This is a genomic window from Paenibacillus anaericanus (assembly GCF_003994475.1).
Classification (GTDB): domain Bacteria; phylum Bacillota; class Bacilli; order Paenibacillales; family Paenibacillaceae; genus Fontibacillus; species Fontibacillus anaericanus.
Genome location: NZ_RZNY01000002.1, coordinates 51,691 through 77,820, shown reverse-complemented (window position 1 = coordinate 77,820; position 26,130 = coordinate 51,691). Strand labels below are relative to the sequence as shown.

The 26,130-nt window shown below is 41.6% G+C and carries 23 protein-coding genes and 1 pseudogene; 18 read left to right on the top strand and 6 right to left on the bottom strand.

The window, feature by feature from the left end; all coding sequences use genetic code 11:
• The first annotated feature begins 196 nt into the window (after positions 1-196).
• Both EJP82_RS02645 and EJP82_RS02640 read left to right on the top strand, forming a co-directional pair.
• The gene (locus tag EJP82_RS02645; RefSeq protein ID WP_127190478.1) at positions 197-1,867 is read left to right on the top strand and encodes an AMP-binding protein; all 1,671 of its coding nucleotides are present in this window, start codon (positions 197-199) and stop codon (positions 1,865-1,867) included.
• A gap of 80 nt (positions 1,868-1,947) precedes the next feature.
• Positions 1,948-2,376, top strand: a complete 429-nt coding sequence (locus EJP82_RS02640; RefSeq protein WP_127190477.1) for a PaaI family thioesterase — start codon at positions 1,948-1,950, stop codon at positions 2,374-2,376.
• Between the two features lie 60 nt (positions 2,377-2,436).
• On the opposite strand, the gene EJP82_RS02635 is transcribed toward EJP82_RS02640, so the two are convergent.
• Both EJP82_RS02635 and EJP82_RS02630 read right to left on the bottom strand, forming a co-directional pair.
• Entirely contained in the window at positions 2,437-3,198 is a 762-nt protein-coding gene (locus tag EJP82_RS02635) for a glucose 1-dehydrogenase (protein ID WP_127190476.1), read from the bottom strand.
• Between the two features lie 194 nt (positions 3,199-3,392).
• Complete coding sequence (locus EJP82_RS02630; RefSeq protein WP_127190475.1) at positions 3,393-5,144, bottom strand: alpha-glycosidase; 1,752 nt, start codon at positions 5,142-5,144, stop codon at positions 3,393-3,395.
• 229 nt (positions 5,145-5,373) lie between these two features.
• Between EJP82_RS02630 and EJP82_RS28770 the strand changes: the two are divergent.
• From EJP82_RS28770 to EJP82_RS02610, 3 genes and pseudogenes are all read left to right on the top strand, one after another.
• Positions 5,374-6,946: pseudogene (locus EJP82_RS28770) on the top strand (ABC transporter substrate-binding protein/permease).
• Positions 6,933-7,655, top strand: coding sequence for an amino acid ABC transporter ATP-binding protein (locus tag EJP82_RS02615; RefSeq protein ID WP_127190472.1), 723 nt, complete (start codon positions 6,933-6,935; stop codon positions 7,653-7,655). The pseudogene EJP82_RS28770 and the gene EJP82_RS02615 overlap by 14 nt, the downstream one beginning before the upstream one ends.
• Positions 7,656-7,848: 193 nt before the next feature.
• On the top strand, positions 7,849-8,538 hold the full coding sequence (locus tag EJP82_RS02610) for a 3D domain-containing protein (RefSeq protein WP_127190471.1): 690 nt from the start codon (positions 7,849-7,851) through the stop codon (positions 8,536-8,538).
• A gap of 64 nt (positions 8,539-8,602) precedes the next feature.
• On the opposite strand, the gene EJP82_RS02605 is transcribed toward EJP82_RS02610, so the two are convergent.
• Entirely contained in the window at positions 8,603-9,364 is a 762-nt protein-coding gene (locus EJP82_RS02605) for a polysaccharide deacetylase family protein (RefSeq protein WP_127190758.1), read from the bottom strand.
• Between the two features lie 206 nt (positions 9,365-9,570).
• Here EJP82_RS02605 and EJP82_RS28285 point away from each other — a divergent pair, with 206 nt between their 5' ends.
• The 5 genes from EJP82_RS28285 (at position 9,571) to lpdD (ending at position 12,428) form a co-directional block, all read left to right on the top strand.
• On the top strand, positions 9,571-9,819 hold the full coding sequence (locus EJP82_RS28285) for a YdeI/OmpD-associated family protein (RefSeq protein ID WP_246053955.1): 249 nt from the start codon (positions 9,571-9,573) through the stop codon (positions 9,817-9,819).
• A 38-nt stretch (positions 9,820-9,857) separates the two neighbouring features.
• Positions 9,858-10,139, top strand: coding sequence for a YdeI/OmpD-associated family protein (locus EJP82_RS28280; protein WP_246053954.1), 282 nt, complete (start codon positions 9,858-9,860; stop codon positions 10,137-10,139).
• A gap of 166 nt (positions 10,140-10,305) precedes the next feature.
• On the top strand, positions 10,306-11,001 hold the full coding sequence (locus EJP82_RS02595) for a dihydroorotate dehydrogenase electron transfer subunit (RefSeq protein ID WP_127190470.1): 696 nt from the start codon (positions 10,306-10,308) through the stop codon (positions 10,999-11,001).
• Positions 10,998-11,930: a dihydroorotate dehydrogenase gene (locus EJP82_RS02590; RefSeq protein WP_127190469.1), complete on the top strand. Its 933-nt coding sequence runs from the start codon at positions 10,998-11,000 to the stop codon at positions 11,928-11,930. Before EJP82_RS02595 ends, EJP82_RS02590 begins: the two co-directional genes overlap by 4 nt.
• A gap of 177 nt (positions 11,931-12,107) precedes the next feature.
• Positions 12,108-12,428 (top strand): prenylated flavin chaperone LpdD, encoded by a 321-nt coding sequence (lpdD, locus tag EJP82_RS02585; protein WP_127190468.1) that lies wholly within the window; start codon positions 12,108-12,110, stop codon positions 12,426-12,428.
• 67 nt (positions 12,429-12,495) lie between these two features.
• Here the strand turns inward: lpdD and EJP82_RS02580 are convergent, their stop codons facing one another.
• A complete protein-coding gene (locus EJP82_RS02580) occupies positions 12,496-12,975 on the bottom strand; it encodes a ferritin-like domain-containing protein (RefSeq protein ID WP_127190467.1) in 480 nt (159 codons plus the stop codon).
• Between the two features lie 195 nt (positions 12,976-13,170).
• On the opposite strand from EJP82_RS02580, the gene EJP82_RS02575 reads away from it, so the two are divergent.
• Entirely contained in the window at positions 13,171-14,436 is a 1,266-nt protein-coding gene (locus tag EJP82_RS02575; RefSeq protein WP_127190466.1) for a molybdopterin molybdotransferase MoeA, read from the top strand.
• A gap of 28 nt (positions 14,437-14,464) precedes the next feature.
• Here EJP82_RS02575 and xerS read toward each other — a convergent pair whose 3' ends face one another.
• On the bottom strand, positions 14,465-15,553 hold the full coding sequence (xerS, locus tag EJP82_RS02570) for a tyrosine recombinase XerS (RefSeq protein WP_127190465.1): 1,089 nt from the start codon (positions 15,551-15,553) through the stop codon (positions 14,465-14,467).
• A 407-nt stretch (positions 15,554-15,960) separates the two neighbouring features.
• Between xerS and EJP82_RS02565 the strand changes: the two genes are divergently transcribed.
• The 5 genes from EJP82_RS02565 to EJP82_RS02545 all read left to right on the top strand — a co-directional run bounded on the left by EJP82_RS02565 (position 15,961) and on the right by EJP82_RS02545 (position 22,109).
• Entirely contained in the window at positions 15,961-17,064 is a 1,104-nt protein-coding gene (locus tag EJP82_RS02565) for a DUF3900 domain-containing protein (RefSeq protein WP_127190464.1), read from the top strand.
• A 791-nt stretch (positions 17,065-17,855) separates the two neighbouring features.
• Positions 17,856-19,397, top strand: a complete 1,542-nt coding sequence (locus tag EJP82_RS02560; RefSeq protein WP_127190757.1) for a 2-isopropylmalate synthase — start codon at positions 17,856-17,858, stop codon at positions 19,395-19,397.
• A gap of 452 nt (positions 19,398-19,849) precedes the next feature.
• Positions 19,850-20,344, top strand: coding sequence for a flavin reductase family protein (locus tag EJP82_RS02555; protein WP_170220114.1), 495 nt, complete (start codon positions 19,850-19,852; stop codon positions 20,342-20,344).
• 148 nt (positions 20,345-20,492) lie between these two features.
• The gene (locus EJP82_RS02550; protein WP_127190463.1) at positions 20,493-21,107 is read left to right on the top strand and encodes a cyclase family protein; all 615 of its coding nucleotides are present in this window, start codon (positions 20,493-20,495) and stop codon (positions 21,105-21,107) included.
• Between the two features lie 63 nt (positions 21,108-21,170).
• A complete protein-coding gene (locus EJP82_RS02545) occupies positions 21,171-22,109 on the top strand; it encodes a stalk domain-containing protein (RefSeq protein ID WP_127190462.1) in 939 nt (312 codons plus the stop codon).
• 106 nt (positions 22,110-22,215) lie between these two features.
• Here the strand turns inward: EJP82_RS02545 and EJP82_RS02540 are convergent, their stop codons facing one another.
• Positions 22,216-23,142: an L-lactate dehydrogenase gene (locus EJP82_RS02540; protein WP_127190461.1), complete on the bottom strand. Its 927-nt coding sequence runs from the start codon at positions 23,140-23,142 to the stop codon at positions 22,216-22,218.
• A gap of 416 nt (positions 23,143-23,558) precedes the next feature.
• Here EJP82_RS02540 and EJP82_RS02535 point away from each other — a divergent pair, with 416 nt between their 5' ends.
• Together EJP82_RS02535 and EJP82_RS02530 are read left to right on the top strand one after the other, a co-directional pair.
• The gene (locus tag EJP82_RS02535) at positions 23,559-24,557 is read left to right on the top strand and encodes a polysaccharide deacetylase family protein (protein WP_127190460.1); all 999 of its coding nucleotides are present in this window, start codon (positions 23,559-23,561) and stop codon (positions 24,555-24,557) included.
• Positions 24,558-24,657: 100 nt separating this feature from the next.
• Entirely contained in the window at positions 24,658-25,944 is a 1,287-nt protein-coding gene (locus EJP82_RS02530) for a WD40/YVTN/BNR-like repeat-containing protein (RefSeq protein WP_127190459.1), read from the top strand.
• Positions 25,945-26,130 lie beyond the last annotated feature (186 nt).

Below are 26,130 nucleotides of genomic sequence, written 5' to 3'. Positions count from 1 at the left end.
CGCTTTGTGATCAAAAGGTCAGCTTTTCAGCACCGAGAATGTTGGATGAAGCCGGGAATGAGGAGCGGAGCGTAGGGAAAACCTACGTGAGCACCGGAAGTCCCGGCTGAATTCAAGATTCGATGTCGATTCCGCTCCTCGATACGCATCGTGATCAAAAGATGACTGAGGGATTCTTGAGAATGGGGTGACCAGAATGAACAACAAACCATGGTTAGAACATTATCCGGTTGAAGTACCCATAACATATGATTATCCGAAGCAGAATTTGGCGCAGTTCTTAATACAGTCTACAGAGAGATTTCCTGAGCATATAGCCCTTGATTTTCTTGGTAAAAAGATGTCATACAGCGTCTTGTTGGATTCAGTCTACCGTTTTACGAATGCGCTGCTGGGGCTGGGTATTCGTAAAGGAGATCGCGTGGCGATCATGCTACCGAACTGTCCGCAAGCTGTGATCGCATATTATGGTACGCTTCTGATGGGTGGCATCGTTGTCATGACGAACCCTCTATATGTGCCACGCGAATTGGAGTATCAATTGAAAGATGCGGATGTGCAGATGATTGTGACACTGGACATTCTAGTAGATCGGGTGAAGAAAGCGACGGAGAAAGCACCGTTAAATTATATTCTAGTAACATCTGTTAAGGATTACTTACCATTTCCTAAAAATCTGTTATATCCGTTAACACAAAAAAAGACGGGAAAACCTGTCACATACAGTAACAGCGTGTTGCCATTCTTGTTGTTCTTGAAACATTCAACTGCAGTACCTACTCAAACCTCCATTGATGCGAACAAGGATTTAGCGCTCATTCAATATACGGGCGGGACAACGGGGCTCGCAAAGGGTGTCATGCTTACGCATTCGAATTTGGTTGCGAATACCATCCAAACGAAGCTTTGGTTTTACCGTGCCAAAATGGGAAAGGAACGTTATTTAGCAGCCCTGCCTTTTTTTCATGTATTCGGAATGACGGTATTGCTTAATCAATCTGTTCATATGGCCGGTACATTAATTCTAATGCCACGGTTTGATATTAATCAGGTGCTGAAGTCTATGGATCGTTTGAAGCCAACCGTATTTCCTGGAGCACCTACCATGTACATTGCGGTGATTAACCATCCTGATCTTCAAAAATATGATTTATCCTCTGTAAAAGTCTGTATTAGTGGTGCTGCCTCTTTACCTCGTGATGTGCAAGACCGGTTCGAGAGCATTACCGGGGGCAAACTGATTGAAGGTTACGGTCTGACAGAAGCTTCACCAGTGACGCATGTGAACAATATTTGGGAGAAACGAAAAATTGGCTCTATTGGTATCCCCTTTCCAGACACCGAGGCTCGTATTATCCATCCGGATTCGGGAGAAGAGATGCCCCAAGGTGAAATTGGAGAGTTGATTATCCGCGGTCCGCAGGTCATGAGGGGATATTGGAAACAGCCAGAAGAAACGTTCAAGACACTTCGTGATGGGTGGTTATATACAGGAGACTTGGCCAGGATGGACGCCGAAGGATTCTTTTATATACTAGACCGTCGCAAAGATTTGATTATCGCTGGAGGATACAACATTTATCCACGAGAAGTGGAAGAGGTACTGTTTGAGCATCCGGATGTGGAAGAAGCTGTTGTTGCTGGTGTCATGGATCCTTACCGTGGTGAGACAGTGAAAGCCTACATTATCCTTAAAGAGGGATCTACAGCTAACGAGGAGGATCTTCAGAGGTGGTGTAAAGATAAACTGGCGGTGTATAAAGTTCCGAAAATTTATGAGTTTCGTGATACATTTCCAAAAACATTAGTTGGGAAAGTACTGCGTCGTAAACTGATTGAGGAAGATAACAACAAGACGACGAAGTAACAAACATAGCGTATCTCAGGTAAATATCTCTTAATAGTAAACTATCGGTGCTATGGAAGAAGGAGTTAGGAGGGTTATTTATGACAGCCGATTCCAATGACATTTACCCTGACTTGGAACATTGGGGGAAAATAGCTGAGTCTACGTTCTGGGGATTTGTTGGGTGTGAAATTGAGGAACTGAGTGAGTCTAAGGTGGTCGTGTCCATTGAGATTAAACCGCATCATTTGAATCTAATCGGAATCCTTCATGGAGGTGTCCATGCAACATTAATTGATTCAGGTATGGGCTTGATTGCGATGATTGCCAGACCCAATGATAACGTAGTTACAAGTAATCTAACGATGAACTATGTAGCGCCGACAGAGAAAGGGCGAGTATTTGTAACCGCTGAAATCATTCACAGTTCTCGTAAAATGATCACAACCCAAGCTTTTGCAAGGACAGAGAATGGAGATTTATGCGCTTTCGGAACAGGAACCTTCCGTGTTCTGAATAAGGTTCCATAAGGGTGAATAAAAATAAACGGCTATCTTCTGAATCGTCTCAGAAGGTAGCCGTTTTTTCATCTAATACGCTGTCCATCCACCATCTGCAGTAACTACAGTTCCATTAACGAAACTTGAATCATCAGAGGCTAGGAACAAAGCTATCGTGGCAATTTGTTTCGGATCTGCTGCATCGGTGCGTTGTATTGTCATGCCGGACATCGCTTGCTCCATCCCATATGGGTCGGCCTCATTCATACCAATGCCAATATTTGTTGAAACGGCGCCAGGTGCTATCGCATTGCAGCGTATGCCAAGTTTGGCATACTGAAATCCTACGTTCTTGGTGAGGCCGATAGCGGCATGTTTCGAAGCAGTGTAGGCAATGCCGGCTCGTGATCCGTAAAGTCCACCTATTGAGGCAGTATTAATAATGACACCCTGACCTTGCTGCTTCATGAGGGGAATAGCTCTGCGGATGGCTCGCATCGGCCCGGTCACGTTGATCTCCATCACCTTGTTCCACATCTCATCACTGACAGACTCAGCTGTCATCATTTGATCCATAACCCCAGCATTATTGACTAGAATATCGAGTTTGCCGAAGCTTTGTACAGCCGTATCGATCATACGGGCCACATCTTCTTCTTTGGTAACGTTTGCTACAACCCCACGAGCATATCCTCCAGAAGTAGTAATCTCCTGAACCACTGAGTTTATAGCTGTATCATTAAGATCAGCGACAACAACTTGAGCTCCTTCTTTCGCAAAAAGTAAAGCCATTTCTTTACCCATACCCGATGCGGCACCTGTGATCACGGCGGATTTCCCTTGCAATTTCATAATTCTCATCCCTTCAAGTGTGTGGAATAATACGTATATTGGAGGCGGCAATATGACTTTGTAATAAAAATCACTTAGTGCAATTAGTATCACATTTCTAAGGCCTTTTTAGTCAAGGTAACATGAGTAGATAACACAAGAATGGGGTCATAAGACCCCATTCTTGTGTTTACTCTTATAGCAGATCAACTTATTTACCGTTTTTTCAACTCGCGGTACAGTATTCGAAATCCAAAGGGATCTAGCCCAATGTTCATCGAACCTTTCTGTGTCTCTACTTTATCTCCAGATAAAGCATCACGCCAATCGTTGGTTTCCATGCGGTGTGATAAGGTACTTGATTTATCCGTATTATTCATCCAAATGATAAAATGCATGGAATCGTCGATTCGTTCGTAAACGATGCAGCCATCATTTTTCCCTGCCTGTAAAAAACGGAATCGGCCTTGAGTTAAGGCGGTGTGTTTTTTGCGAAGTGAGATCATCATTCTGTAGAAATCGAATAATTCACGATCTTGCTTTTTAGGGTCCCATTCCATACATTTTCGGCAATCGGGATCACCGTTTCCTGTCAGTCCAACCTCATCCCCGTAGTAAATGCAAGGAGTCCCCATATAAGTGAATAAGAATACTGTGCAGAGCTTGAGCTTCCGCTTATCTCCTCCAACACGGGTCAAGAGCCGTGCTGTGTCGTGGCTGCAGAGCATGTTAAATACAACCTCATTCGTCTGTTGTGGATAGCGCATGATGAGGGAGCCCATTTCATTGGAAAAGCTGTAACCATCCATTCCACCATTAAAAAATTGCAGAACAGCATCGGCAAAAGGATAGTTCATGACCGAGTCAAATTGATCTCCGAGGAGCCAATTTAGCGAATCACTCCACACTTCTCCAATGATATATGCTTCAGGGTTGGCTTTCTTAACGACTTTACGGAAATCTCTCCAGAAATGATGATCCACCTCATTTGCGACGTCCAATCGCCAACCATCAAGCTTAATTTCCTTAATCCAGTATTCAGCCACTCCAAGCAGGTATTCTTTGACTTCAGGATTAGCGGTATTAAATTTGGGCATATTTCCAAAAAAGCCAAATGTATCATAAGTCGGGATTCCCACTTTGACAGCGGCAGGGAATTCATTGATATGAAACCAATCAGCGTACTTGGATTGCTCGCCATTCTTAAGAACATCTTGAAATTGTGGGGATTGTTCACTACAATGGTTGAACACTGCATCTAACACGACACGGATTCCCCTGCTGTGGCAGGTCTCAACTACTTTTTTCAGTAAAGCATTGTCTCCAAAATGAGGGTCGACTTTCTTATAATCAACCGTATCGTATTTATGATTGGATGGGGATACGAAGAGTGGAGTGAAATAAATAGCATTAATCCCTAAATCACATAGATGATCTAAATGATCTAACACACCTTGTAAATCTCCTCCGAAGAAATTATCGATTGTTGGGTTACCACCCCAAGGGGCAGTAAGCTCGGGATCATTTGAGGGATCACCGTTGGCGAATCGTTCCGGCATAATTTGATAAAAGACAGCTTGTTTGGCCCAATCCGGCACTTTGAATACATCGATTTCATGTATGTACGAAAATTCATACAATTCACCAGGAGGATTGGGAGCTTGATGCTGAATTCCAGTATCCAGCATATAGACAGTTTCCGTACCCGCAGTGAGTTTAAACGCATAGGAAAGCCTTTTGTACTTAGGTCTTACAGCAACCTCCCAGTAATCGAACATCGCATCGTGAGCGATAATTTCCATAGGGATCTCTTGAAAGGTGCGGTTCCAATCGTATTTATCGCCTGTCATAGCGAAAATATGCTCTACATCGTCACGTTTTGTACGTAATCGCAAATGAATAGTTGTGACATCATATGCGTAAGCCCATTTGTCTCTGGGCACATGGTAACAAGCTTCAAGTAGCATGAGGCCACCTCCATAATGTAAATGTATATCAGGTGATTAATAACCAAAAGATAAGTTGTCTGAACCATTATTCCCATTTTTAAGTGCGGTCATTAAAGCTAGTAATATTCATGAGTTGTGTATAAATAGTGAACGATTTGAAATAACAATTGCATACATATGCAATGGCGTCTATAATTATCCCATGTCTGAGGCGCAACGAAATTTTATAACGACAGGAGAGAGACTAATGAAAAAATGGGGTATATTAATAATATGCTTAGTAGCTGCAACTAGCATACTTGCTGCATGTGGATCGAATAAGGATACAAATGGGGATAAGAAGACTTTAACAATTGGGATGAGTGCTGATTTCCCTCCATACGAATTTCATATTAAGAATGAGAGTGGAGCAGATGAAATCGTCGGATTCGATGTTGAAATAGCGAAGGAAATTGCTAAAGATATGGGAGCAGAACTAGTTATTAAAGACATGATATTTGACTCCTTGTTAAATGAATTGTCGAGTGAACGGGTTGATTTGGTAATTTCCGGTCTGAGCCCTAAGCCAGAACGCGCTGAACAAATTGACATGTCACAAATTTATTACAATGCAGAGCAATCCATCGTAACTCTTACAGAAAACAAAGATAAGTATGCAACGATGGAATCCTTGGAAGGATTAAAGATTGGCGTTCAGAAGAGCTCAATCCAAGAAGATATCGCGAAGGGAATTGCGGGAGCGAATATCACATCACTCGCCAAAATCTCGGATATCATTATGCAACTAACATCAGGACGTGTGGATGTAGCTATCATCGAAGGCCCAGTAGCGGCATCGTTCGTGAAGAATGTTGAAGGTATTGTTGTTACCGATGCTATACCGGATACAGGCGAAGAAGTAAAAGGATATGTTGTTGGTGTTAAGAAAGGTAACAAAGAACTTCTAGACCAAGTGAATACGACACTTGATCGATTGATCAAAGATGGCAGTATCGATAAGTTTGTAACCGAAGCGAGTGCTCTAGCAGAGAAATAAATTGAACCTGCAAGCAAGATATTCAGACTTACCGAAAATAGCGAATCATATTCGCTATTTTTCTATTTTTTTGATTAAGTTAATTTGGATTGTACAGTAGTTGAAGTGGAGGAATGATTTTCTAATGGATTTTTTTACAATATTTTGGGATTATAGAAGTTACTTTCTAACAGGCATTCAATATACATTATTAATCGCGGCGATTGGGGTATTGTGTGGCTTTATTTTAGGCCTTGCTGTGGCTCTTATTCGTATGTCTAAATGGGCGGTTGTCCGCTTTATTGGGCATGCTTGGGTTGAATTTCTACGTGGCACGCCAATGCTCGTTCAACTCTTTATTATTCATTACGGATTATCGTCGTTTGGTATTAATTTCACACCGATTCAGTCTGGTGCCATAACATTATCGATCAATAGCTCTGCTTACTTGGCAGAGATATTCCGCGCAGGTATTCAAGGAGTGGATCGTGGGCAAGGCGAAGCAGCACGCTCACTTGGAATGACACGAGGCATGTCAATGAGACATATTATTATTCCTCAAGCAATCAAATCAGTTCTTCCGGCTATTGGTAATGAATTTATTACGATTATCAAGGAATCATCGATAGTATCCTTCATTGGAGTTACAGAATTGATGTTCCAATCAGGTGCAGTAGTGGGGATAACTTATGACGGAATGACGCCATATCTGGTTGTTGCTGTGATGTATTTCATTTTGACATTTACATTCTCCCGAATTTTGGGTGTGTTCGAAAGGAAGTTGAAGGCCAGTGATTACCGTTAAGGATTTGCACAAAAAATTTGGTCCTTTGCATATTTTGAAAGGCATCGATCTGGAAATTAAGCAAGGAGAAGTCGTCGTGGTGATCGGTCCGAGCGGCTCAGGTAAAAGCACATTCTTACGTTGTATCAATTTGTTAGAAGAACCTTCTCTGGGAGAAATTCAGTTCGAAGGTGAATCTATTACCGCTAAGGGACACAATATTAATAAAACACGCGAGAAGATGGGGATGGTATTTCAGCAGTTTAACCTATTCCCTCATAAGTCTGTGATCGACAATATCACATTAGCTCCGATCCAAGTTCGGAAGATGGACAAGAGCAAGGCCGAGGAATTGGCGATGGAATTGCTGCATACGGTTGGATTAGAAGATAAACGTGACGCATATCCTTCTCAATTATCGGGTGGGCAGAAGCAGCGGATCGCCATAGCTCGTGCACTAGCTATGGAACCTCATGTGATGCTATTTGACGAGCCTACCTCAGCGCTTGACCCCGAAATGGTTGGAGAGGTGCTTGATGTCATGAAGAATCTCGCGGAACGAGGCATGACGATGGTTATCGTAACGCATGAGATGGGCTTTGCCCGTGAAGTGGGTGACCGGATTCTATTTATGGATCAAGGTGTCATCCTAGAGCAAGGTACTCCACAACAGCTCTTCGGTTCACCGACACATCAGCGTACGAAGGATTTTCTTAGTAAGGTTCTCTAATAACATGAAATGCTTGTCTGCATAGAGGATATTTATGTAAGTGAAATGTAATTTTTGAGAGGTACAGCCCTGGGCTGTACCTCTATTTTTGCTTACAGCCGCAAGAGTTATTACAAATTGGAAACAATTTCAACGCCAAATGGTTACAAAAATGTGATATATTCAATGAGCAATAAATCTTAGGAGGTATTTCATGTTTAAACATCATTATTTTACTAGAACAATTAAAGCGGCAATTATCGCCGTAGGATTAACTGTAGTAGCTCAGGGTTTACCAGTATATGCGGATTCGGTACATAAGGCAAAGGAGGGCGACACGTTCTATCTTCTTGCTCAGAAGTACGATGTTAACTTAGTGAAGTTAATGAGTGCCAATCCAGATATTGAAGCAGCTAATATTTATGAAGGCTTAAACATTACGATCCCAGATGGGGTAAGCACAGTGCCACAAGCTTCTGCTAACGGAGATAGCAACTTCAGCTCGAATTCAGAAGTTTCTTCTACTCTAAAAGTATTCTCAAATGAAAAGGTAGTTCAAGCATGGGGTAAAGCCTTCAATTATTCTGATACGATTAATGTAAAAGCTTCGGCTTATTCTGCAGCTGCGAGTGAGAATGGAAAATGGGGTGCAGTAGATTACTATGGTAACCCATTGAAGCTTGGGACTATCGCTGTAGATCCGAAAGTAATTCCGATGGGGACTAAAGTACTCGTTACAGGACATAGTCATCCGGGTCTACCGAACAATGCATTTGTAGCTACGGCTACGGATCAAGGTGGTGCAATCAAAGGTAATCGCATCGACATCTTTATCCCTGGCAGTGCAAGTTCTGTAAGTCAATTCGGTTATCAAGATGTTAAATTGTATATCATCAATGAATAAATAGTTATACCTCAAAGAACCAGCCCCAACACGGGAACTGGTTCTTTTTGTGTGCTCTACTTGGTTAATTGGCTTTGTTGGTTTGTAACAGTTCTGGCAGAGTTACAAAATGATATCCTTTGCTACGTAAGGACTGAATGATTTCGGGGATCGCTTCCACCGAACCTTCTAATGTTGAACCCACCCCACCGCCAGCATGTTGGAGCACAATAGAACCTGGAACTACAGCACTGAGCACATTTTGTGTCACGGTCTCCTTGTCGAGTCCTTTCCAATCGAGTGAATCTACATTCCAATTTACAATTTTGTATCCATGTTGCTTAGCCCATTTGACTTGTGCTTCATTAATCTCACCGTAGGGTGGGCGTATGAGCTTGGGTTTATAACCGATAATTCGTTGGATGATTTTCTCTGTTCTTTGTATTTCATTCTGAAACTGCTCTACTGAACGGTTCTTAAAAAGAGGATGGCTGAAGGAATGGTTACCGATGATATGGCCCTCACGGTGGATTCTACGCAACAATTCTGGATGTTTCTTAGCGCGGCTTCCCACAACAAAAAAAGTAGCCTTAACTCCTTGTTTCTTCAACTCATCAAGAACTTGGGGTGTAAATCTGGGATCAGGTACGTCATCGAACGTAAGCGCCACCTGTTTAACCTCAGGCCCACGAAATTTGAATGTCTCTGAATATTTACGTCGAAGTTCTCCTAGACTCAATGGTTCAGTGCCAGCTGAAACAGATTCCGTAGTGGTGGTATTGGTGGAATCGTTTTGCTCTGGTCCAGCCTCTACAACGGGCCAAGATACGCAGTACAATGTCAGCATAACCGTCAGAGCGATCAGAAGTCCTCTTCTGATGTTAGGCACTGCAGACCCTCTCCTTTTCCATGATGATACTCTTTGGTATTCCCTTATCCTGGCTATTTTATGACGTTACGGACAAAAGTACTAATTATCTTTGGTATAGCGCACTCGCGGTGACTGTAACTGTTCGCTATAATGTTGTAAACTACTTGAAAGGGTGATGTGAATTGATCAAGAAGTCCAATGAATTACCGATTCTGTATTGTGAAGATGAACTTTCTTTCGAACATTGGCTTGGAGACAATTTTGATAGTTCACCTGGAATCTGGTTGCAAATCGCTAAGAAAGATTCTGGCATGATCTCCGTAACCTATTATGTTATGGGTGGATTGATAGTCAGAAGGAAAAGCTGGACGATGTGTTCTGGATCCAACGATTTACACCTCGGAAGCCGAGTAGTATATGGTCGAAAGTAAATAAAGAAAAGGCTGAATTACTTATTACAAAGGGAAGAATGAAACCCTCTGGATTAAAGACGATTGAAACAGCTAAACAGAACGGTCAATGGGATAAGGCATATGAGTCACAGCGAAACGCATCGTTACCCGAGGATTTAGCGATTGAACTGGAGCGAAATACCAAGGCGAAGACATTTTATGATAGTCTCGATAGTCAAAATAAGTATGCGATCCTATTCAGAATTCATCAAGCGAAGAAGCAAGAAACTAGGATGAAACGTATTCAGCAGTTTGTTGCGATGCTTGAAAAAGGTGAAACATTATATCCTAAGAAATAATTAGGAGATTTAGAATGAATGATAAGAATACTCCATGCTGTTCATTGTGACAAAAGTCACAGACTTACACTCGGAAAAATTGCATCTTAAATGAAGCAAATATGTCGTATTAATTAGAGAAATTAGAAGTTATACGGTAACATAGTGGGGAGAGGTGAGGATTTACATGTCAGAAGTTATATCCAATGTTCAAGTAGCTCCTAATGTTTATAGACTACAGGTCGCTGGCCAGTTTAGTGGCGTAATGGGACAGTTCTATATGTTGAGATCGTGGGAAAAGTATCCTCTACTGTCCAGACCACTTAGTATTTTTGACCTGACGGAGGACAAAATTGAGTTTCTATATTTAGTAACAGGTGAAGGTACGGAGATGTTTTCTCGCTTACTACCTGGAGATAAATTGACTTTGGAAGGTCCATTTGGTAATGGTTTTCCAGAAGCTAAGGGCAAGACTGCTTTTATCGGCGGGGGTATCGGCATCGCGCCTTTTTACTATGCCCTGCGGACCATTCCGAATGCGGATGTATTTTTAGGATATAGTAGAGATCCTTACATGATAGAAGCCTTTCAAGAGGCAACAAAGGGTACTGTTGAAGTTAATATCGGAGGAACGGTGCTGGATCAGGTAGATTTTAACGCCTATGATACGATCTTTACATGTGGCCCTCATCCGATGTTGCAGGCGGTACAACGTAAACAGATCAGTTCAGGAACTAAAGCGAATGTATATGTATCCTTAGAGAATCGGATGGCATGTGGTATTGGAGCTTGTCTTGTATGTAGCGTCAAATGTGTGGACAAGCGTAGAAAGGCTTGTACGGATGGTCCTGTATTTCGCGCCGAGGAGGTGGTATTGTCATGATAGATTTGTCATGTAATATTTCGGGGGTTCATTTAAGGAATCCAGTAATTATGGCATCCGGCACGTTCGGTTTCGGGAAAGAATATGGAGCACTGTATGATATTAACCAGCTTGGGGGAATCTCGGGTAAGGGACTGACGCTGTATCCGAAGGACGGGAATGATGGGATTCGGGTTTATGAGACACCTTCGGGGATGTTGAATAGTGTAGGGTTGGAGAATCCTGGTGTAGCCGCTTTTCTACGTGATGAATGTCCACATTGGGAGAAGTTAGATCTAGCTCGGATTGTTAACTTAGGTGGTAATACCATCGAGGATTATGTTGAGGGAGCAAGACTCATTCATGAAGATAGTACGGTAAGGATGGCTGCAGGCCGTCAGGCCGTTGATATGATTGAGTTGAATATATCCTGCCCGAATGTCAAAGCAGGTGGAATGGCGTATGGTATTCAAACAGAGACTGCCAGAGAAGTCGTCAGACAGATTCGCGCAACTACATCTTTACCACTCGTTATTAAGCTATCGCCAAACGCTGAGGATATTGTTGGCATGGCGGTGATGTGTCAAGAAGAAGGAGCGGATGGTGTATCTTTGATTAATACATTCTCTGCGATGAAGATTGACATCCGTAAACGGCGTAGTGTATTCGATAACTTATATGCTGGATTGTCGGGTCCTGCCATTAAACCTATCGCTTTGCGCATGGTTCACCAGGTGAGCCGTGCTGTAACTATACCTGTAATTGGTATGGGCGGTATCTGTAGCGCAGAGGACATCTTAGAATTCATCATGGCTGGTGCTGCTGCCATTCAAGTTGGAACTTATAACTTTGTTAATCTACGCGGAGGTCAGCAACTAGTGCAAGACCTGGAACAACTCATGGAACGTGAGAAGATTACCTCACTGGATGAAATCCGCGGTATTATTTGAGTGAGGATAGCGTAGCGGGTCGTTTGAATCTGGAGAAGCGAAGCGTTCGCCTTTGCAGACAGATTATTACACCAGTAGGTGTTAGTTAATCGAATAATCTGGCTGCAACAGCGATCGAAGGATCAAACGACACGCGCAGCGGACTGTTTCAAATTTCATAATACAAGGAGCATCCAAATGACATTTGACGATTTGCAGCTGCAAGCCATACCCATGGGGCGAGACCTCTTGCTGATTATTACCGGTGGAGAAGTTCATATTGGTGCTGCATCCACCGCTTATTGGACCGACCAGGGAACCGAAGTCCAAACATCTGCTGTTCCTGGTCATAAGGAGCACACGCTCAGCGGAGATTTCGCACAGCGCGTTGCAGGTGAGTTGAACAGAACAGTAACTGTCGTCATGGGCATTCATTATGATGATCTTAGTCAAGCGGAAATTAAGTCTATTGTCGCCAAAACGGATTCTTTATTAGAGGAATTTCTCAAGCAACAGTAAGCTAATCGATGTGTTCATATCAAAATCCGGATTTTCCATTTACTAAGGAAATCCGGATTTTTATTTTTTAGGATTTACCATTATTTTGATTCAAAGTAATCAAATAATTGTACTTACTCGCATGTTTTAACTCGTCTAAAATAATCCCAAATACAGTATCTTTATATATCCCGACTGGCAAACCAAACCATATTTTTCGATATTTCTCAACTGCGGCCAATTCACCTTGTAGAGCTCGCTGTAATCCTGTGAGATATGACTCTACTCGCTGGTATTGTTCATTGCTAATTCCGCTAATATCTTGGCCGGTAAGCTCTTTATACATACCTCGGAACATATAATTATGACCTCGTTCATCGTCACGAATTGAAGTAATGATGGACGCTTGCTCCGAATTTGGTGCTAATTTAATAAGTTCATCATAGAACAACTCGTCATTTCGTTCTCCTTGTACGGCTTCTTTTATTAAATCCAGTGCTTGTTGAGTCGAAGTTGACCAAACAGGCTGAAACATGGAATTTCTCCAATACGGGTTTACCCAATACATTTAATGACCCCCAAATAGTTTTCTTAGTTATTTGAATTAACATATGTGCAAACACCCAGATTGGTTAAGCTTTAGGAAAGAAATTGTAATAGGTAGCCCCGTAAAGGTATGTTTTTTGGTTGCATTATCTCAAAAACGCGATATACAATGAATCTTAGTTGCTAGTTTGATAGGAAATATTGGAGGGGATTTTACTTGCATCATGAGGGTTTAACTATCGATAAATTCAAGCGTAAGGCTGTTTTGGTCTCTGATGCCCAAAATTTGATAATGCCTCATATGCATTTGGGAGATACGGAATGGATCGCTCTAGCAGAGTCTGGGGGTCGTATCCTGGCGGAAGATGTGATCGCTCCACATCCATATCCTCATTTCCGGAGATCCAGCATGGATGGGTATGCGATTTTGAGTAATGATACTAAGGGCTGCTCTACAGACAAGCCAATCTATCTAGAAGTAGTAGATGAGATTCCTTGTGGATCGCTTCCTTCAATTAAACTTGTCTCCGGTACGGTGTCGCGAATCATGACAGGAGCCAAAGTTCCCGATGAAGCAGATGCCGTTATCATGTTTGAAATGACAGAACCCAATGAAAACCGTGGTAGAAGGTATATTCAGCTTAAACGCGAGATTAAACCCGGCCAGAATATAACACCAGTTGGCCAAGAGCTGGCAGAAGGGGAGATCATACTAAATAAAGGGCGGAAGCTCGGAACTGGTGAATTATCCGTGCTAGCTACCTTTGGTATACATAAGGTTCCTGTGATCAAGAAGCCACGTGTGGCTATTATCTCAACAGGTTCAGAATTACTTGGCATTGATGAACCGCTGCAGGATGGTAGAATCCGCAATAGCAACACCTTTATGTTGGCTAACCAAGTTAGAGAAGCTGGTGGGGAGCCACATATTCTCAAAATGATTTCTGATGATCTGACCATTGCTAAGCAGCGTGTGGAGGAAGCGTTAACGCTATATGATGTAGTCATCACGACCGGTGGAGTGTCGGTTGGTGATTATGATATTATGGCCGATTTAGTCACTGAAAAAGATGTTGAAAAGCTCTTTAACAAAGTCACCCTGAGGCCAGGGAGTGTAACCACTGCAGCTGTAAAGAACGGTAAGTTACTATTCGCTTTGTCAGGAAATCCGGGAGCTTGTTTTGTTGGTTTTGAGTTGTTTGCTCGTCCTGCAATTGGTCGGATGCTGGGTGTTACGAATCCCTTTTTACCTGAATATAGAGCAGAATTAGGAACGACTTATAGTAAAACAAACAAGTTCACCCGCTATGTACGGGGACGGCAGGAGATTGTGGATGGTCGCGTGCTTGTATACCCAGCTCAACTAGACGAATCTAACGTGATGATAACGATCAAAGATAGTAATGTCCTAATTGTCATTCCACCTTCGAATGAGAGCATTGAGGCCGGTGAGATGGTCAAGGTGATTAAACTACCTAGTTGAGTTTGAAAAAAAACCGAGTCCCAAAAAGCTAGGATTCGGTTTCCGCACGGCGTTCGATCGCTTGTGACATCGTTTTGTCGGTAAGATGTGCATACACTTCAGTTGTCTCAGTCGAGGCGTGACCAAGTTGTTCTTTGGTCTTGTAGATATCATTTTGTAAGTAGTAATCAGTTGCAAAAGAATGCCGGAGCTTATGCACGGTCAGATAAGGTTTGCCAAATCGTTTGGCGTACTTGATGATCATGGCCTGTATAGCTCTTTTTGTCATGCGTTTACCTTCCTTCTGTCCGTTCGGAACAGCGATAAACAACGCTTTTTCTTTCTTTGGTGTTTGATAACGAGACTCTCTTAAGGCTAAATATTGTGTTAAATCATCTAAGGACTGCTCGCGAAAATATACAGGAGCTTTAAAAGTCTCATCGTTATTACCTTTGCGGTATACATACATCAATTTGTTTGTCAGATCGATATCTCGTAAATTGAGATTAACCACCTCAGAGACACGCAATCCTGAATTTAGGATCAAGCTTGCTATGCTGGCATCTCGTTCTTTATTGAGTTCATACGCATACAGGGCTTGCTTATTGTTCTTAACGTCTTCACCATATCCATGCGATATGTATCCGATGAACTCCAGTAGTTCGTCTTCCTCTAATATTTTCCCCTTTAGCTTGGCAGCTGTATCCTTCGGTTTATGAATCCGTTTGATCTCCACTTTGGCCATAATATTACGCTTGAGCAAAGGGTAGAAGTCTTCATCCTCCGCAATTTGGCTTAAATAATGAAACATAGAGCGAAGCGATGACATTTTACGGGAGACGGTAATCCTAGCATTCGTTCCTTCAGTCCGTGTAGTTAAGTGTAAACGGTAGCCGACAATGCTCTCCATACGCAGCGTTTCTAGATCAGTTAAGGTGATTTGAGCGTTTGATTCTGCGGTTGATAAACCTTCGGCACGAAGCCAGAGAAAGAATTGTTCATAATCTCTTATATATTCTAGCAGAGTAGAGGGGGATAGATCAGGTAGCTTATAGTCAATAAACTGCTGAACAAACCAAGGCATATGTACTACTTTCTCATCCAGCATTTTGCGGTCAATTACTTTTTGTATGTTCATTTTGCGGTACCTCCAACGGGACAAGATGATGATCTCATTGTACCATAAACAAGCCCGCCCCAAGGTATAAGCAGGGGTTAGATTAAAGAGCGAACAAGCACTATTTTTTAGAAATCAAGCAAAATCAACCAATAACCAAGTATATACATAAAAATTACATCATATGAAAAATTCACAATAGAAAGATCAAAAAATGCACTCTGATCATACGCTCAATTTCAAACTATCGATCCCCTTATTTCATTTCTCTTCTGTAAAAAAGAAATTTAACCACAACAACCATTAAAAAATAAAGCCCTTTTTGAAGAATAGTGTCGATCGTTCGCTTACTGGAGGATTATGGGGCGTGCTATAATGGATTGTCCCTATTCAAAATTGAGATTCTTCGCAAAAGGAGTAATCAAGGAATGAAATTTAGCATAAAGCATTTATCTTTTTTCGTTATAAATGTGGAAGGTAAAGAAAGTCAAACCATAAAAAACTACAAACACTATCAGACTCTGGACGCATACGAGTACCTAGATAGTGAGATCAAAATGTTCTTGGACGGTGAATTCAACCGGATCGCTAAACGCAAGGTAGAGAAGAACCCTTCAGCCGAACAAGCACCTACCAAAATTGGCCGGTTCATTGTGGAACCCGGTTATGAGCTCGATAGTAATCCCAACTTTAATATGTTCGCTCGTCTACGTGGTGCGGAAGATAAAGAAGATTACAAGAATGCATGTGATGACTTAGTACGTAGTTATCTGGATACGAGTTCAGTCCGTGGGGGAGCACTCATTATTGTGCAAGCCGTTCTTACGAATGTCTCAGAAGTTCCTTTTATCTTTGTCCTAAAATGTGATTTTGAGCAAAAAATTGCACGGATTTCGGATGAGCAAAGTCTGATTAGTCAAGTAGAGATGGCGATCAGTGCGCGCAGTATGAAATCTATTCAATATCCCTATATGGAGGAAGAGGGGATGGTTGATGAGTGGGAACTGAAAATACACCAATCCTCGCATGCTAGATATTTTGAGGACTTTCTTAAATTTGTAACCTATGAATTGTCCATACCCGAAATCGTGAACGAACACGTGATGGAGTTTGTCCAAACTTATGTTGAGACCAAGTGGCCTGATGAGAATGAGTCAGAACGTCAGCAAGTGGAGAAAGAACTGGAGATTTGGGCAGCAAGTGAGAAGAGAGATATCCAGGATAAATGGGAGCCAGCTCAAGTAGCAGAGGCTGCAGAACGAATTGTAGAGATCAAACCTGAGATCGAGTTGAAATTTAGAATTGGTGACACCATGGTCAAGGGACGTCTTGCAGATTTTGGAGAGCTCATACATATTGCTAAGTTAGACGGACGGTATGCGGTTATTTTGGAGGGAGATTCATTTACATTCGACAAAGCCTTCTCTCCCGTAGAGCTGCTGCAGCCCGAGCCGTTTGAAGTAGTAGCTAAGCGGATTCTGGAAAAGAAGATTCATCAAGAATACACCGAAGATGATGGCATACCTTATTAATTCGTTAATTCAGCAGAATGGTTAAATAGCGTTAATTATCTACGATATGACAGGCGATTAATATTTTTTTTCGAAAGATTGTTGACTAAGTTTGGAGTATCGACATATAATAACTACAAGTTTTAAGAACAAAGGCTGTGAAGAGGATCAGGCACAAAGGGCTCTTATGTTCAGAGAGCGGTGAACAAGCTGAAATCACCGACTTAATCCCCAAGCCATCTCACCTTGGAGCTGTTATCCCGAACCTGTTATCAGGTGTAAGGACAACCGGTTAGCACTCGTTATGGTGCGCAGATCAGGAAATTTAATTTTCCTCATTTGCTTGAGGCTACACATTCCGTTGAATGTGTGGTGAACTTGGGTGGTACCACGGAAGTTAACCCCTTTCGTCCCTATAGTATGTCCATTTGGCATGCGGGATGAGAGGGGTTTTTTGATATCTAAAATCATCATATACATAGCAATGACAAGGATCAGGCAATAAGGGCTCTTATGTTCAGAGAGCGGCGAACAAGCTGAAATCGCCGACTTAATCCCCAAGCCAACTCACCTTGGAGCTATGCTCCCGAAAGAGAATAACTCTCTAAGGAGCATCGGTGGCACCCGTTATCGTGCTGGAACTCGGAGTGATCCTCCGAATTCCCTTGAGGCCGTTTATTGTGAAATAGACGGTGAACATGGGTGGTACCGCGGAAGTTAACCTCTTTCGCCCCTGCAACGCGAGATTTTTGCGTGCGCAGGAGCGAGAGAGGTTTTTTTGATACTCAAAAAATGAAAAGGTGGTCATGATGATGAGAAAAATTTATGTATTTGACACAACGCTACGTGATGGAGAACAATCCCCAGGTGTAAGCTTGACGATGGAAGAGAAGATCGAGATTGCACTTCAATTAGAGCGTCTGGGTATTGATCGAATTGAAGCGGGATTTGCGGCCACATCACCAGGCGAAATTGAAAGTATTAGAGCGGTTTCCAAGCGTATTAAAGATGCCACATTGCTTAGCTTAGCTCGTTGTCATACCAAAGATATCGACGCTGTAGTAGAAGCGTTAAAATTTGCAGCTGACCCGTGTTTGCATGTTGTTCTTGCGACCTCACCGATTCACCGGGAACATAAGCTGCGTATGGACAAAGCGAAAGTGTTGGAAACGGCTGAAGCAGCGATTCGCTACGGACGCAAGTTTTTTGATAAGGTGGAATTCTCCGCAGAAGATGCCAGCCGGACCGAGATTGATTTTCTATGCGAAGTAACAGCGATGGCGATTCGGGCGGGTGCAACGGTAGTCAACCTACCCGATACAGTGGGTTTTGCCACACCGGATGAATTCGGACGTATGTTCAAGACGATCAAAGAGACAGTACCTGGCATTGAGAAAATCCAGTTAAGTACGCATTGTCATGACGATCTCGGCATGGCGACTGCCAATACGCTAGCGGCAATTGCAAATGGTGTGGATCAATTTGAAGGGACGATCAATGGTATTGGGGAACGGGCAGGCAACACTTGTATTGAAGAAGTTGCACTTGCACTGGAGACAAGAAATGACTTCTACGGGGCGAAAACAACGATGAATTTAAGTGAGCTGTATCGTACCAGCCGGATGGTCAGTAAACTAACGGGTATGAGTGTGCCGGGGAACAAAGCGATTGTTGGCGCCAATGCTTTTGCCCATGAATCAGGTATTCATCAGGACGGGATGCTCAAACACCGGGGTACTTATGAAATTATTACTCCGGAGACGATTGGTGCTAGCTCCAGTAAATTGGTTCTTGGTAAGCATTCCGGACGTCATGCCTTCAAGGAGAAATTAGTTGATCTTGGTTATACGCTGGACGAGGAGCAGTTGAACATTGCTTTTGCTAAATTCAAGAATCTGGCTGACCGTAAGAAGAACGTACTGGCAGAGGATATTCGTGCACTTATGGATGAGAATATCGCTGAAGCGCCAAGACAATTTACACTAGATAACCTTGAGGTTTCTTTCGGTAGTCAATCGCAGTCAACAGCCACAGTACGCATCGTGAAGCAAGCTGGAGATATTGTAAATGAATCTGGTGTAGGAAATGGTCAAGTGGATGCTGTCTACCAGGCTCTTGAGAAAGCAACAGGGATTCAAGCGGAGCTTGAAGACTATACGATTCACTCCGTTACTCAAGGAACAGATGCGCAAGGAGAAGTTCATGTCGTCTTGAAGCAGGGCGAACTTACCGCATCAGGTAGGGGCGTAAGTACGGATATTGTAGAGGCTAGCGCTAAGGCGTATCTCGATGCAATAAACCGGCTAGTAAGCCGCAGAGTTCAAGAGCGTAAAGGGAATATCGTAATTGATTAATAATCGGGTATAAAATCATGCTCCGATGTACTATCGAGTTACTTGCATATATAAATAACTCGATAGTACAATGAATCTATATTATAATAATTCTAAATGGATCAAAACCAAGTTTAGCGCTTGATCGTCAATCGAAGTTCATGGTAAATGGCTGTAACGGTTCTCAGCGACCTTATTTGCGGTTTATTCCACTGTTCTGGATTGTAACGGAACCAGCAGACGTTATTTCATCATATTCATGCAATAGAGCGCTATTTGTTAGAAATAAGGTATTTCAGTTCCGTTAGAATTTTTTTTGACCCTCAAAACTCAAAATAAGGGCTGCTACTTCCTTTAGATTGATGTCTGAATGCGCAAGCACTGATTTTGGGGTGAGGCCTTATAAATGCGTGTAATTTTGGGTTAGGTCCAAAAGGGCAATAGGGAGAGCGAAGGGTGGTACTTAGAAGAAGATGGATAACAGTGAAAATGTACAAAGTTTCAAACAAGTTATGGGCAATTACCCTACTGGAGTAACCGTTGTTACTACAGTTGATGAACATGGAGTACCTTTAGGACTGACAGTCAATTCATTTGCTTCCGTATCCTTAGATCCTCTACTTATCTTATGGTCCATAGACAAAAGAGTATCCACTTATCCAACGTTTATCAAGACTGATAAATTCGCCGTACATGTACTTTCTGGTGACCAGGGGGATATTTGCTCCTTATTTGCCAGTAAAGATGTTGATCGCTTTAAAAATTGTGAATGGAGCTTCTCCGAACACAATCTTCCGATCATTACAGGAGCGGCTGGAGTCATGCAATGTAAAACCTTTAAAACGATAGAAGCCGGGGACCACACGATTCTGATCGGTGAAATCGTTGATATTCAAGCCGATAACAAAGAACCGCTCTTATATCATAAAAGGAAGTTCGGGAGCATTCCTGAAGAATTCTATATGTAATAAAAGATCAAAATAAGCCGAGTACCCCTGATTTTTCTAAGCTATAAGAAAAATCAGGGGTATTTGTATTTATACTAATATTTATAGATGAGAATTTGTTGTACAATGAGGTGGGAAATTTGGGGTGAACTCGAAAGGAAGGAACAACATGCTCATTGATCTTTCTTACATGATTCAAGATGGAATGCCTGTATATCCAGGGGATGAAGAGACAGTGTTAGTGCAATCCAAACATATAGAGCAGGATTATTACAACAATCACCAATTGTCTATCAACATGCATGCAGGAACTCATATCGATGGACCTATGCATCTTACCCACTCAAAAAAGTATCTTAACGAATACCCTTTGGATACCTTTATAGCAGAAGGTTGTTTACTAGATGTATCCAAAGAGACTTCAATAGATTACAAGGAAGAGTACGAAAACTTAATTCAACCCAAACATATTGTGGTTTTGTATACGGGACATAGCCGATTCAATGGTCAATCAAGTTATTTTACAGATTACCCTGTGTTGACACTAGCATTTGCTGAGCTATTAGTAAGGAAGCAAGTAAAAATGATTGGACTGGACACTCCTTCACCAGACAAATATCCTTTTGAGGTCCATAAGCATCTATTTCAAAATGAGATTCTCATTATAGAGAACTTAGCCAATGTTGACCAACTATTGAACGCAAAGTCATTTGAAATCATTGCATTGCCGCTGTATATCAGAGCCGATTCTTCTATTGCACGAGTGATTGCACGAGTGAAATAACTAATGAGAAGTTTCAATCGTTAATATCTAATAATAGGAGGTGTTCTTCTGAAAAAGTTTATTATGGGACTGTGTTGTGGGTTATTGTTTGCAGGTACATCTGTCGCTGTCGCTTCTGATTCTATCCAAGCTTTATTATTTCCAGCAAGTTTTGAAATCAATGGGACACAAATGGTGATGAGTAAGGATTACAAGGTTCTGAACGTAGATGGTCATGTCTATGTACCCATTCGTTATGTAGCTGTAAATTTAGGAGCAACCATTGACTACGATGCGGATTTGCAAAAGATTTTTGTCAAAAATGCAGCTTTGAATATTACAGATCCTGATTACAAAGAAATCTCAATTGGCAATTTAATATTAACAAAGGCGGGGAAGAACACAAAAGTTACGGGACAACTGGAAATGCAGGGCGTCGGAAATTCAAAAAATGTGATTAAAGCGAACTTATCATTTTATAATGATAACAGTGAAAAAATTGGTGAAGTCGCCATTAGTGGGAAGGAATTCGGGGTTGACAGTCAAACATTCGTTGCAGTGGGATCAGGAGATTTCAGGACTTATTCAGCGGTTAACCTACATATTAGTGCCATAAATGATCAAGTGATTGATGAAACACCGAATATCGCCTACGAAAATTCGAAATACAAGTTCACTCTTGATCTTCCTAAAAGTTGGGAAGGGAAATATGAGGTGAAGAGCACCCTTTTCAAAGATTCAGGGAAAGAGAATATTGACTTTATTGACAAAGCAAACCATGAGTTTGGTGGAGTAGTGTTTACGATCCAAGTATGGCCTAAAGCCAAATGGAATGCGGATGGGAAAACAACAGCGGAGATGGTTCCTTTGTTCAAGATTGGTGAAAAAGGAGATCAGGTCTTTACCTTAACGACACCTACAGATGTACAATACGACCTTAACGATGTGAAGTTAAGTGAAGAATATAAGAACATGCATGACTATATTAATACAATCAAAACTAGTTTTAAGCTTAAACAGTAATCCACAGGAATACCCATTAAGCATTCTGATTGATGGATCCATATGGCGGTTTTGTAAAAAGGAAACAACCTTCCGGCTAATCGCCGAAAGGTTGTTTTATGTTACATTAAAGCTCCAATTTTTCGATTTCCGATTTAAGCTTGCTAGCTGATTGTTGGAATTGAAGCAGTTCCTGATCACTTAGCTCCAGATCAAGGACTTGGCGCACACCAGTACCATCGATAATGCTTGGAACCCCGAGGTATACGTCAGAGACACCATTATAGTTATTAAGTAGGGTAGATACGTTCAATACGGAACCATCGTCCTGAAGAATCGAGGTAACAATGCGATCTAGTGCTAGTGCAATCGCATATGAAGTTGCCCCCTTGGCATTAATGATTTCATAGGCAGCATTCTTCGTGCTGTTGAAGATTTGTTCTCGATCTTGTTCCGAGAACTCTAGTTTGATACCAGCTACATTTGCCAAACTCCAGAGTGGTAACTCTGAATCGCCGTGCTCACCAATTATATGAGCGTGAATACTGCGTGGATTGATTTCCTTGTTCTGTCCGATTAGATAACGGAATCTGGCGCTATCAAGTAGCGTACCGGAACCAATAACTCGATTGGAAGGGAATCCGCTTTTTTTCAGTGTTACATAAGATAAAATATCTACCGGGTTGGTGGCAACCAGAATAATTGCATGATCGTTATATTTAATGATGCTCTTAACGATGCTGTCAAAAATAACGGAATTTCGTTTTAGGAGATCAATTCTTGTCTCGCCTGGGCGTTGTGATGCACCGGCTGCAATCACGATAATGTCTGCATCAGCACAATCGCTGTAATCTCCAGCCCAAAGTTTAACACCACCTGTGAATGGGAGCCCATGGTTCATATCAAGTGCTTCACCTAGCGCTTTTTCCTTATTAGCGTCGATCAATACTAATTCAGACACACGCTCACGAAGCAGCAAAGTATAAGCTGTAGTTGTTCCTACAGCACCTGTCCCAATAATAACGACTCTGCTGGAGCGTAATTGAGTTTTCATTCATTCATCTCCTTATTATTAATTCTCAATAATTGGATTTACTCTATATCATTTAAAGAGTATACCCAATGTATTCATCTTTATTGTACATGAATCAACGAAGAATTAAAGAAAATTTTGGATACTTGATTTTTATTGATTTCACTTATTCTCTTTCTATATCATTACTCGATTATAGCTGACCTGAAACGCAAATCTATGAGACAATGAAAGGGGTTCCTATCAGTAGAGTATATGATTCACTATTTTAATAGTAAATTCATCCAAATAGAACATAATCTATAAAAATATGATGTCTTTTTGTTAGTTTTATGAGAACATTGTAACCACAGATGTAACTATTCTGTAAGGACGAATGACTAACTTTGTATTATCCTAGAAGTATCACAATTGAAAGGACAGCGGTGAAATCAGATATGTCTTACACAAGCAGAATTCAGAGAGAACAACAGCAGAGCACCAAAAACAAACGATCTGACTTAATCCTAAAGCGGATTATTATGACCGCATTAGCTTTGACTGTCATTTCATTCATTATGACCATTATAGTCATCAAAACCGTCGGTAAAGAAGATCCAAACACAACAACCGTTGTAGCACCCAAATTTGCTGGACAAAGCGAGCAGACATCAGAGGTAATCCAATCTAATTTGGGGACAGATCCTCGTATCTCTAAACTATTAACTCACGTTGAGAATAACGTGACTAGCGATAATGGTGTGCTTTTACCCGATTCTTCACCCCAACAACCTAATGAAGCAGTTGTACAAGAGAATGAAGACTCCAAGAAAGAAACTAAGAAACAAAAGGTCGTATATCTTACATTTGACGATGGACCAAGTAAATACACCGATGAGATTGTTGATATTTTGAATCAAAATGGTATTCATGCTACTTTTTTCATGATAGGAAGTAACCTCTCAGGTAATGAGGCACATGTTAAGAATGCCCATGAAGCTGGAAATTATGTAGGTCTACATAGTATGAGTCATAGCAAGAAGAAATTATACGATAGCGGAAGTTCTGCGAATTTTATTAAAGAATTTACCAAGGAACAGGGACTCATCAAAGAGATAACTGGAATGGCACCTCATTTGATTCGTGCACCATATGGTAGTCAGCCTGCTATTGGAAAGAAATTTAGAGGAGATATAGCTGCCGCTAACTTTAAAATGTGGGACTGGACCGTGGATTCGAAAGACTGGAATTATCCGCATCATCCAGAGAAGATCATGAGTGAAATTAAACGTCAGGTACATCGCGATGTTGAAGTCATACTTATGCATGAGAAGTTACAAACCGTTACCGTTCTACCGGATATTATTGAGTATTTAAGTAAGAAGGGTTATTCCTTCGCAGTATATAAACCGGATCAACATTTCTCTGTAAACTTTGCAAAAGACGAGCGACTGTGATGACTCTACTCTACTCTACTATGGTATAATTTTTAATAGAGGACTAGCAAAATAGTAGAGTAGAAGAGCAACAAGATTTTGAAAGTGAGGTAGTTCATACTTGAAATGGTGTTATAAAATATCCGCTACAGTTCTTACGATATGCTGCTTGCTTGTGACGGGGTGTAACTCTAAAGAGCCCGAGGTTGCGTCCTCGGTTCCTGTGGAAGCTACCGAATTAGGTCAAACCATAACCGTAATTAATCCGGATTCTACCTCTAACAATGCAGTAAGAACTCAACCTGTATCGAATGGGGAAAAATACCAAATACAGACCCGACTGACCGATTTTCAATTACTAAGTGATACTACAGGATTGGCCTGGGGTACTACTTCAGGTGAGCTCAGGTTGTACCTAACAAAGGATAATGGAGAAACGTGGACGAACATCTCTCCAGCAACGGCTGTTCAATTTCCTAGTAATCCGGAGTATGGTAAAGAGATATTTTTCAAGGATTCTATGAATGGCTGGATTGTTCGTAATTCTATTGGAGCAAGTGAAGCGATGATACTTCGTACCCGTGATGGTGGTGGGACGTGGAAATTGTCTTCCTTACGTGATTCTGACGAAGTAGCAGCAATGTATTTCAACGATATAGAACATGGTTGGATTCTTACTGTGGACAATAAGGCCATAGACAACCAGGGGAAGACATTATACTTGTCTGAAGATGGAGGGGCGACCTGGAGCAGTATTATGAGTAATCAGGCACTGCCGACTACCAAGAAAGTGGATCAGGTTTTACCGAAGTCAGCGAATTTTGTATCGATGATTTTTACGGATCAAAAGAATGGTTATATTAGTACAATGAAATCAGGTCTTCCAGCGCTTTACGTTACAGAGGATGGTGGGATGGATTGGAAAGAGAACACTTCCTTTTTTAATCCTGCTAAATATCAAACATGTAAACAATTTACCGTCGGAGAGACCACTCCTTTTGTAAATGATCGGAGTACCGGTTGGATTCCCATTGGTTGCAGTAGAGATGATGGCACGAAGTTCAACGGATATTTTACAGAGGATGCCGGACAGTCTTGGCAGTTGGTACCATTTAAGTTGTCCTGGCAAACGGACTTGAATGAATATTCGGAACCCACCTTCTTAAATAGTAAAGAGGGATGGACCATTCAGGGCGATGTTGTATATCGTACCATCGATCAGGGAAATAATTGGACTCCCTTACCAGAGAGTCCTAGGTTGAAGAAAACTTTGCAGGATTATCCTGAAGTCGTCAAACTACGGTTTATCTCTTCTAACGTGGGTTGGCTGCTCGTAGCAAAAACGGATCAAAAAAGGTCGCTTTTATTACAAACCCAAAATGGCGGGGTCAGCTGGCGTGTGCTTTAAGCATACGTCGCTGATTCCGCTTTATTTTGACTATAGTGAATACATAACTCGAAAATTTTAAATAAATTTAGTGATGTTCATCATATTGTGAAATTTATCACGTGCATGAATAAAAGTATGTGATATATTTAACTTGTAAACAATAAGAGTGACAAAGGCATTACTACAATAGGAGCTAGGCTCCAA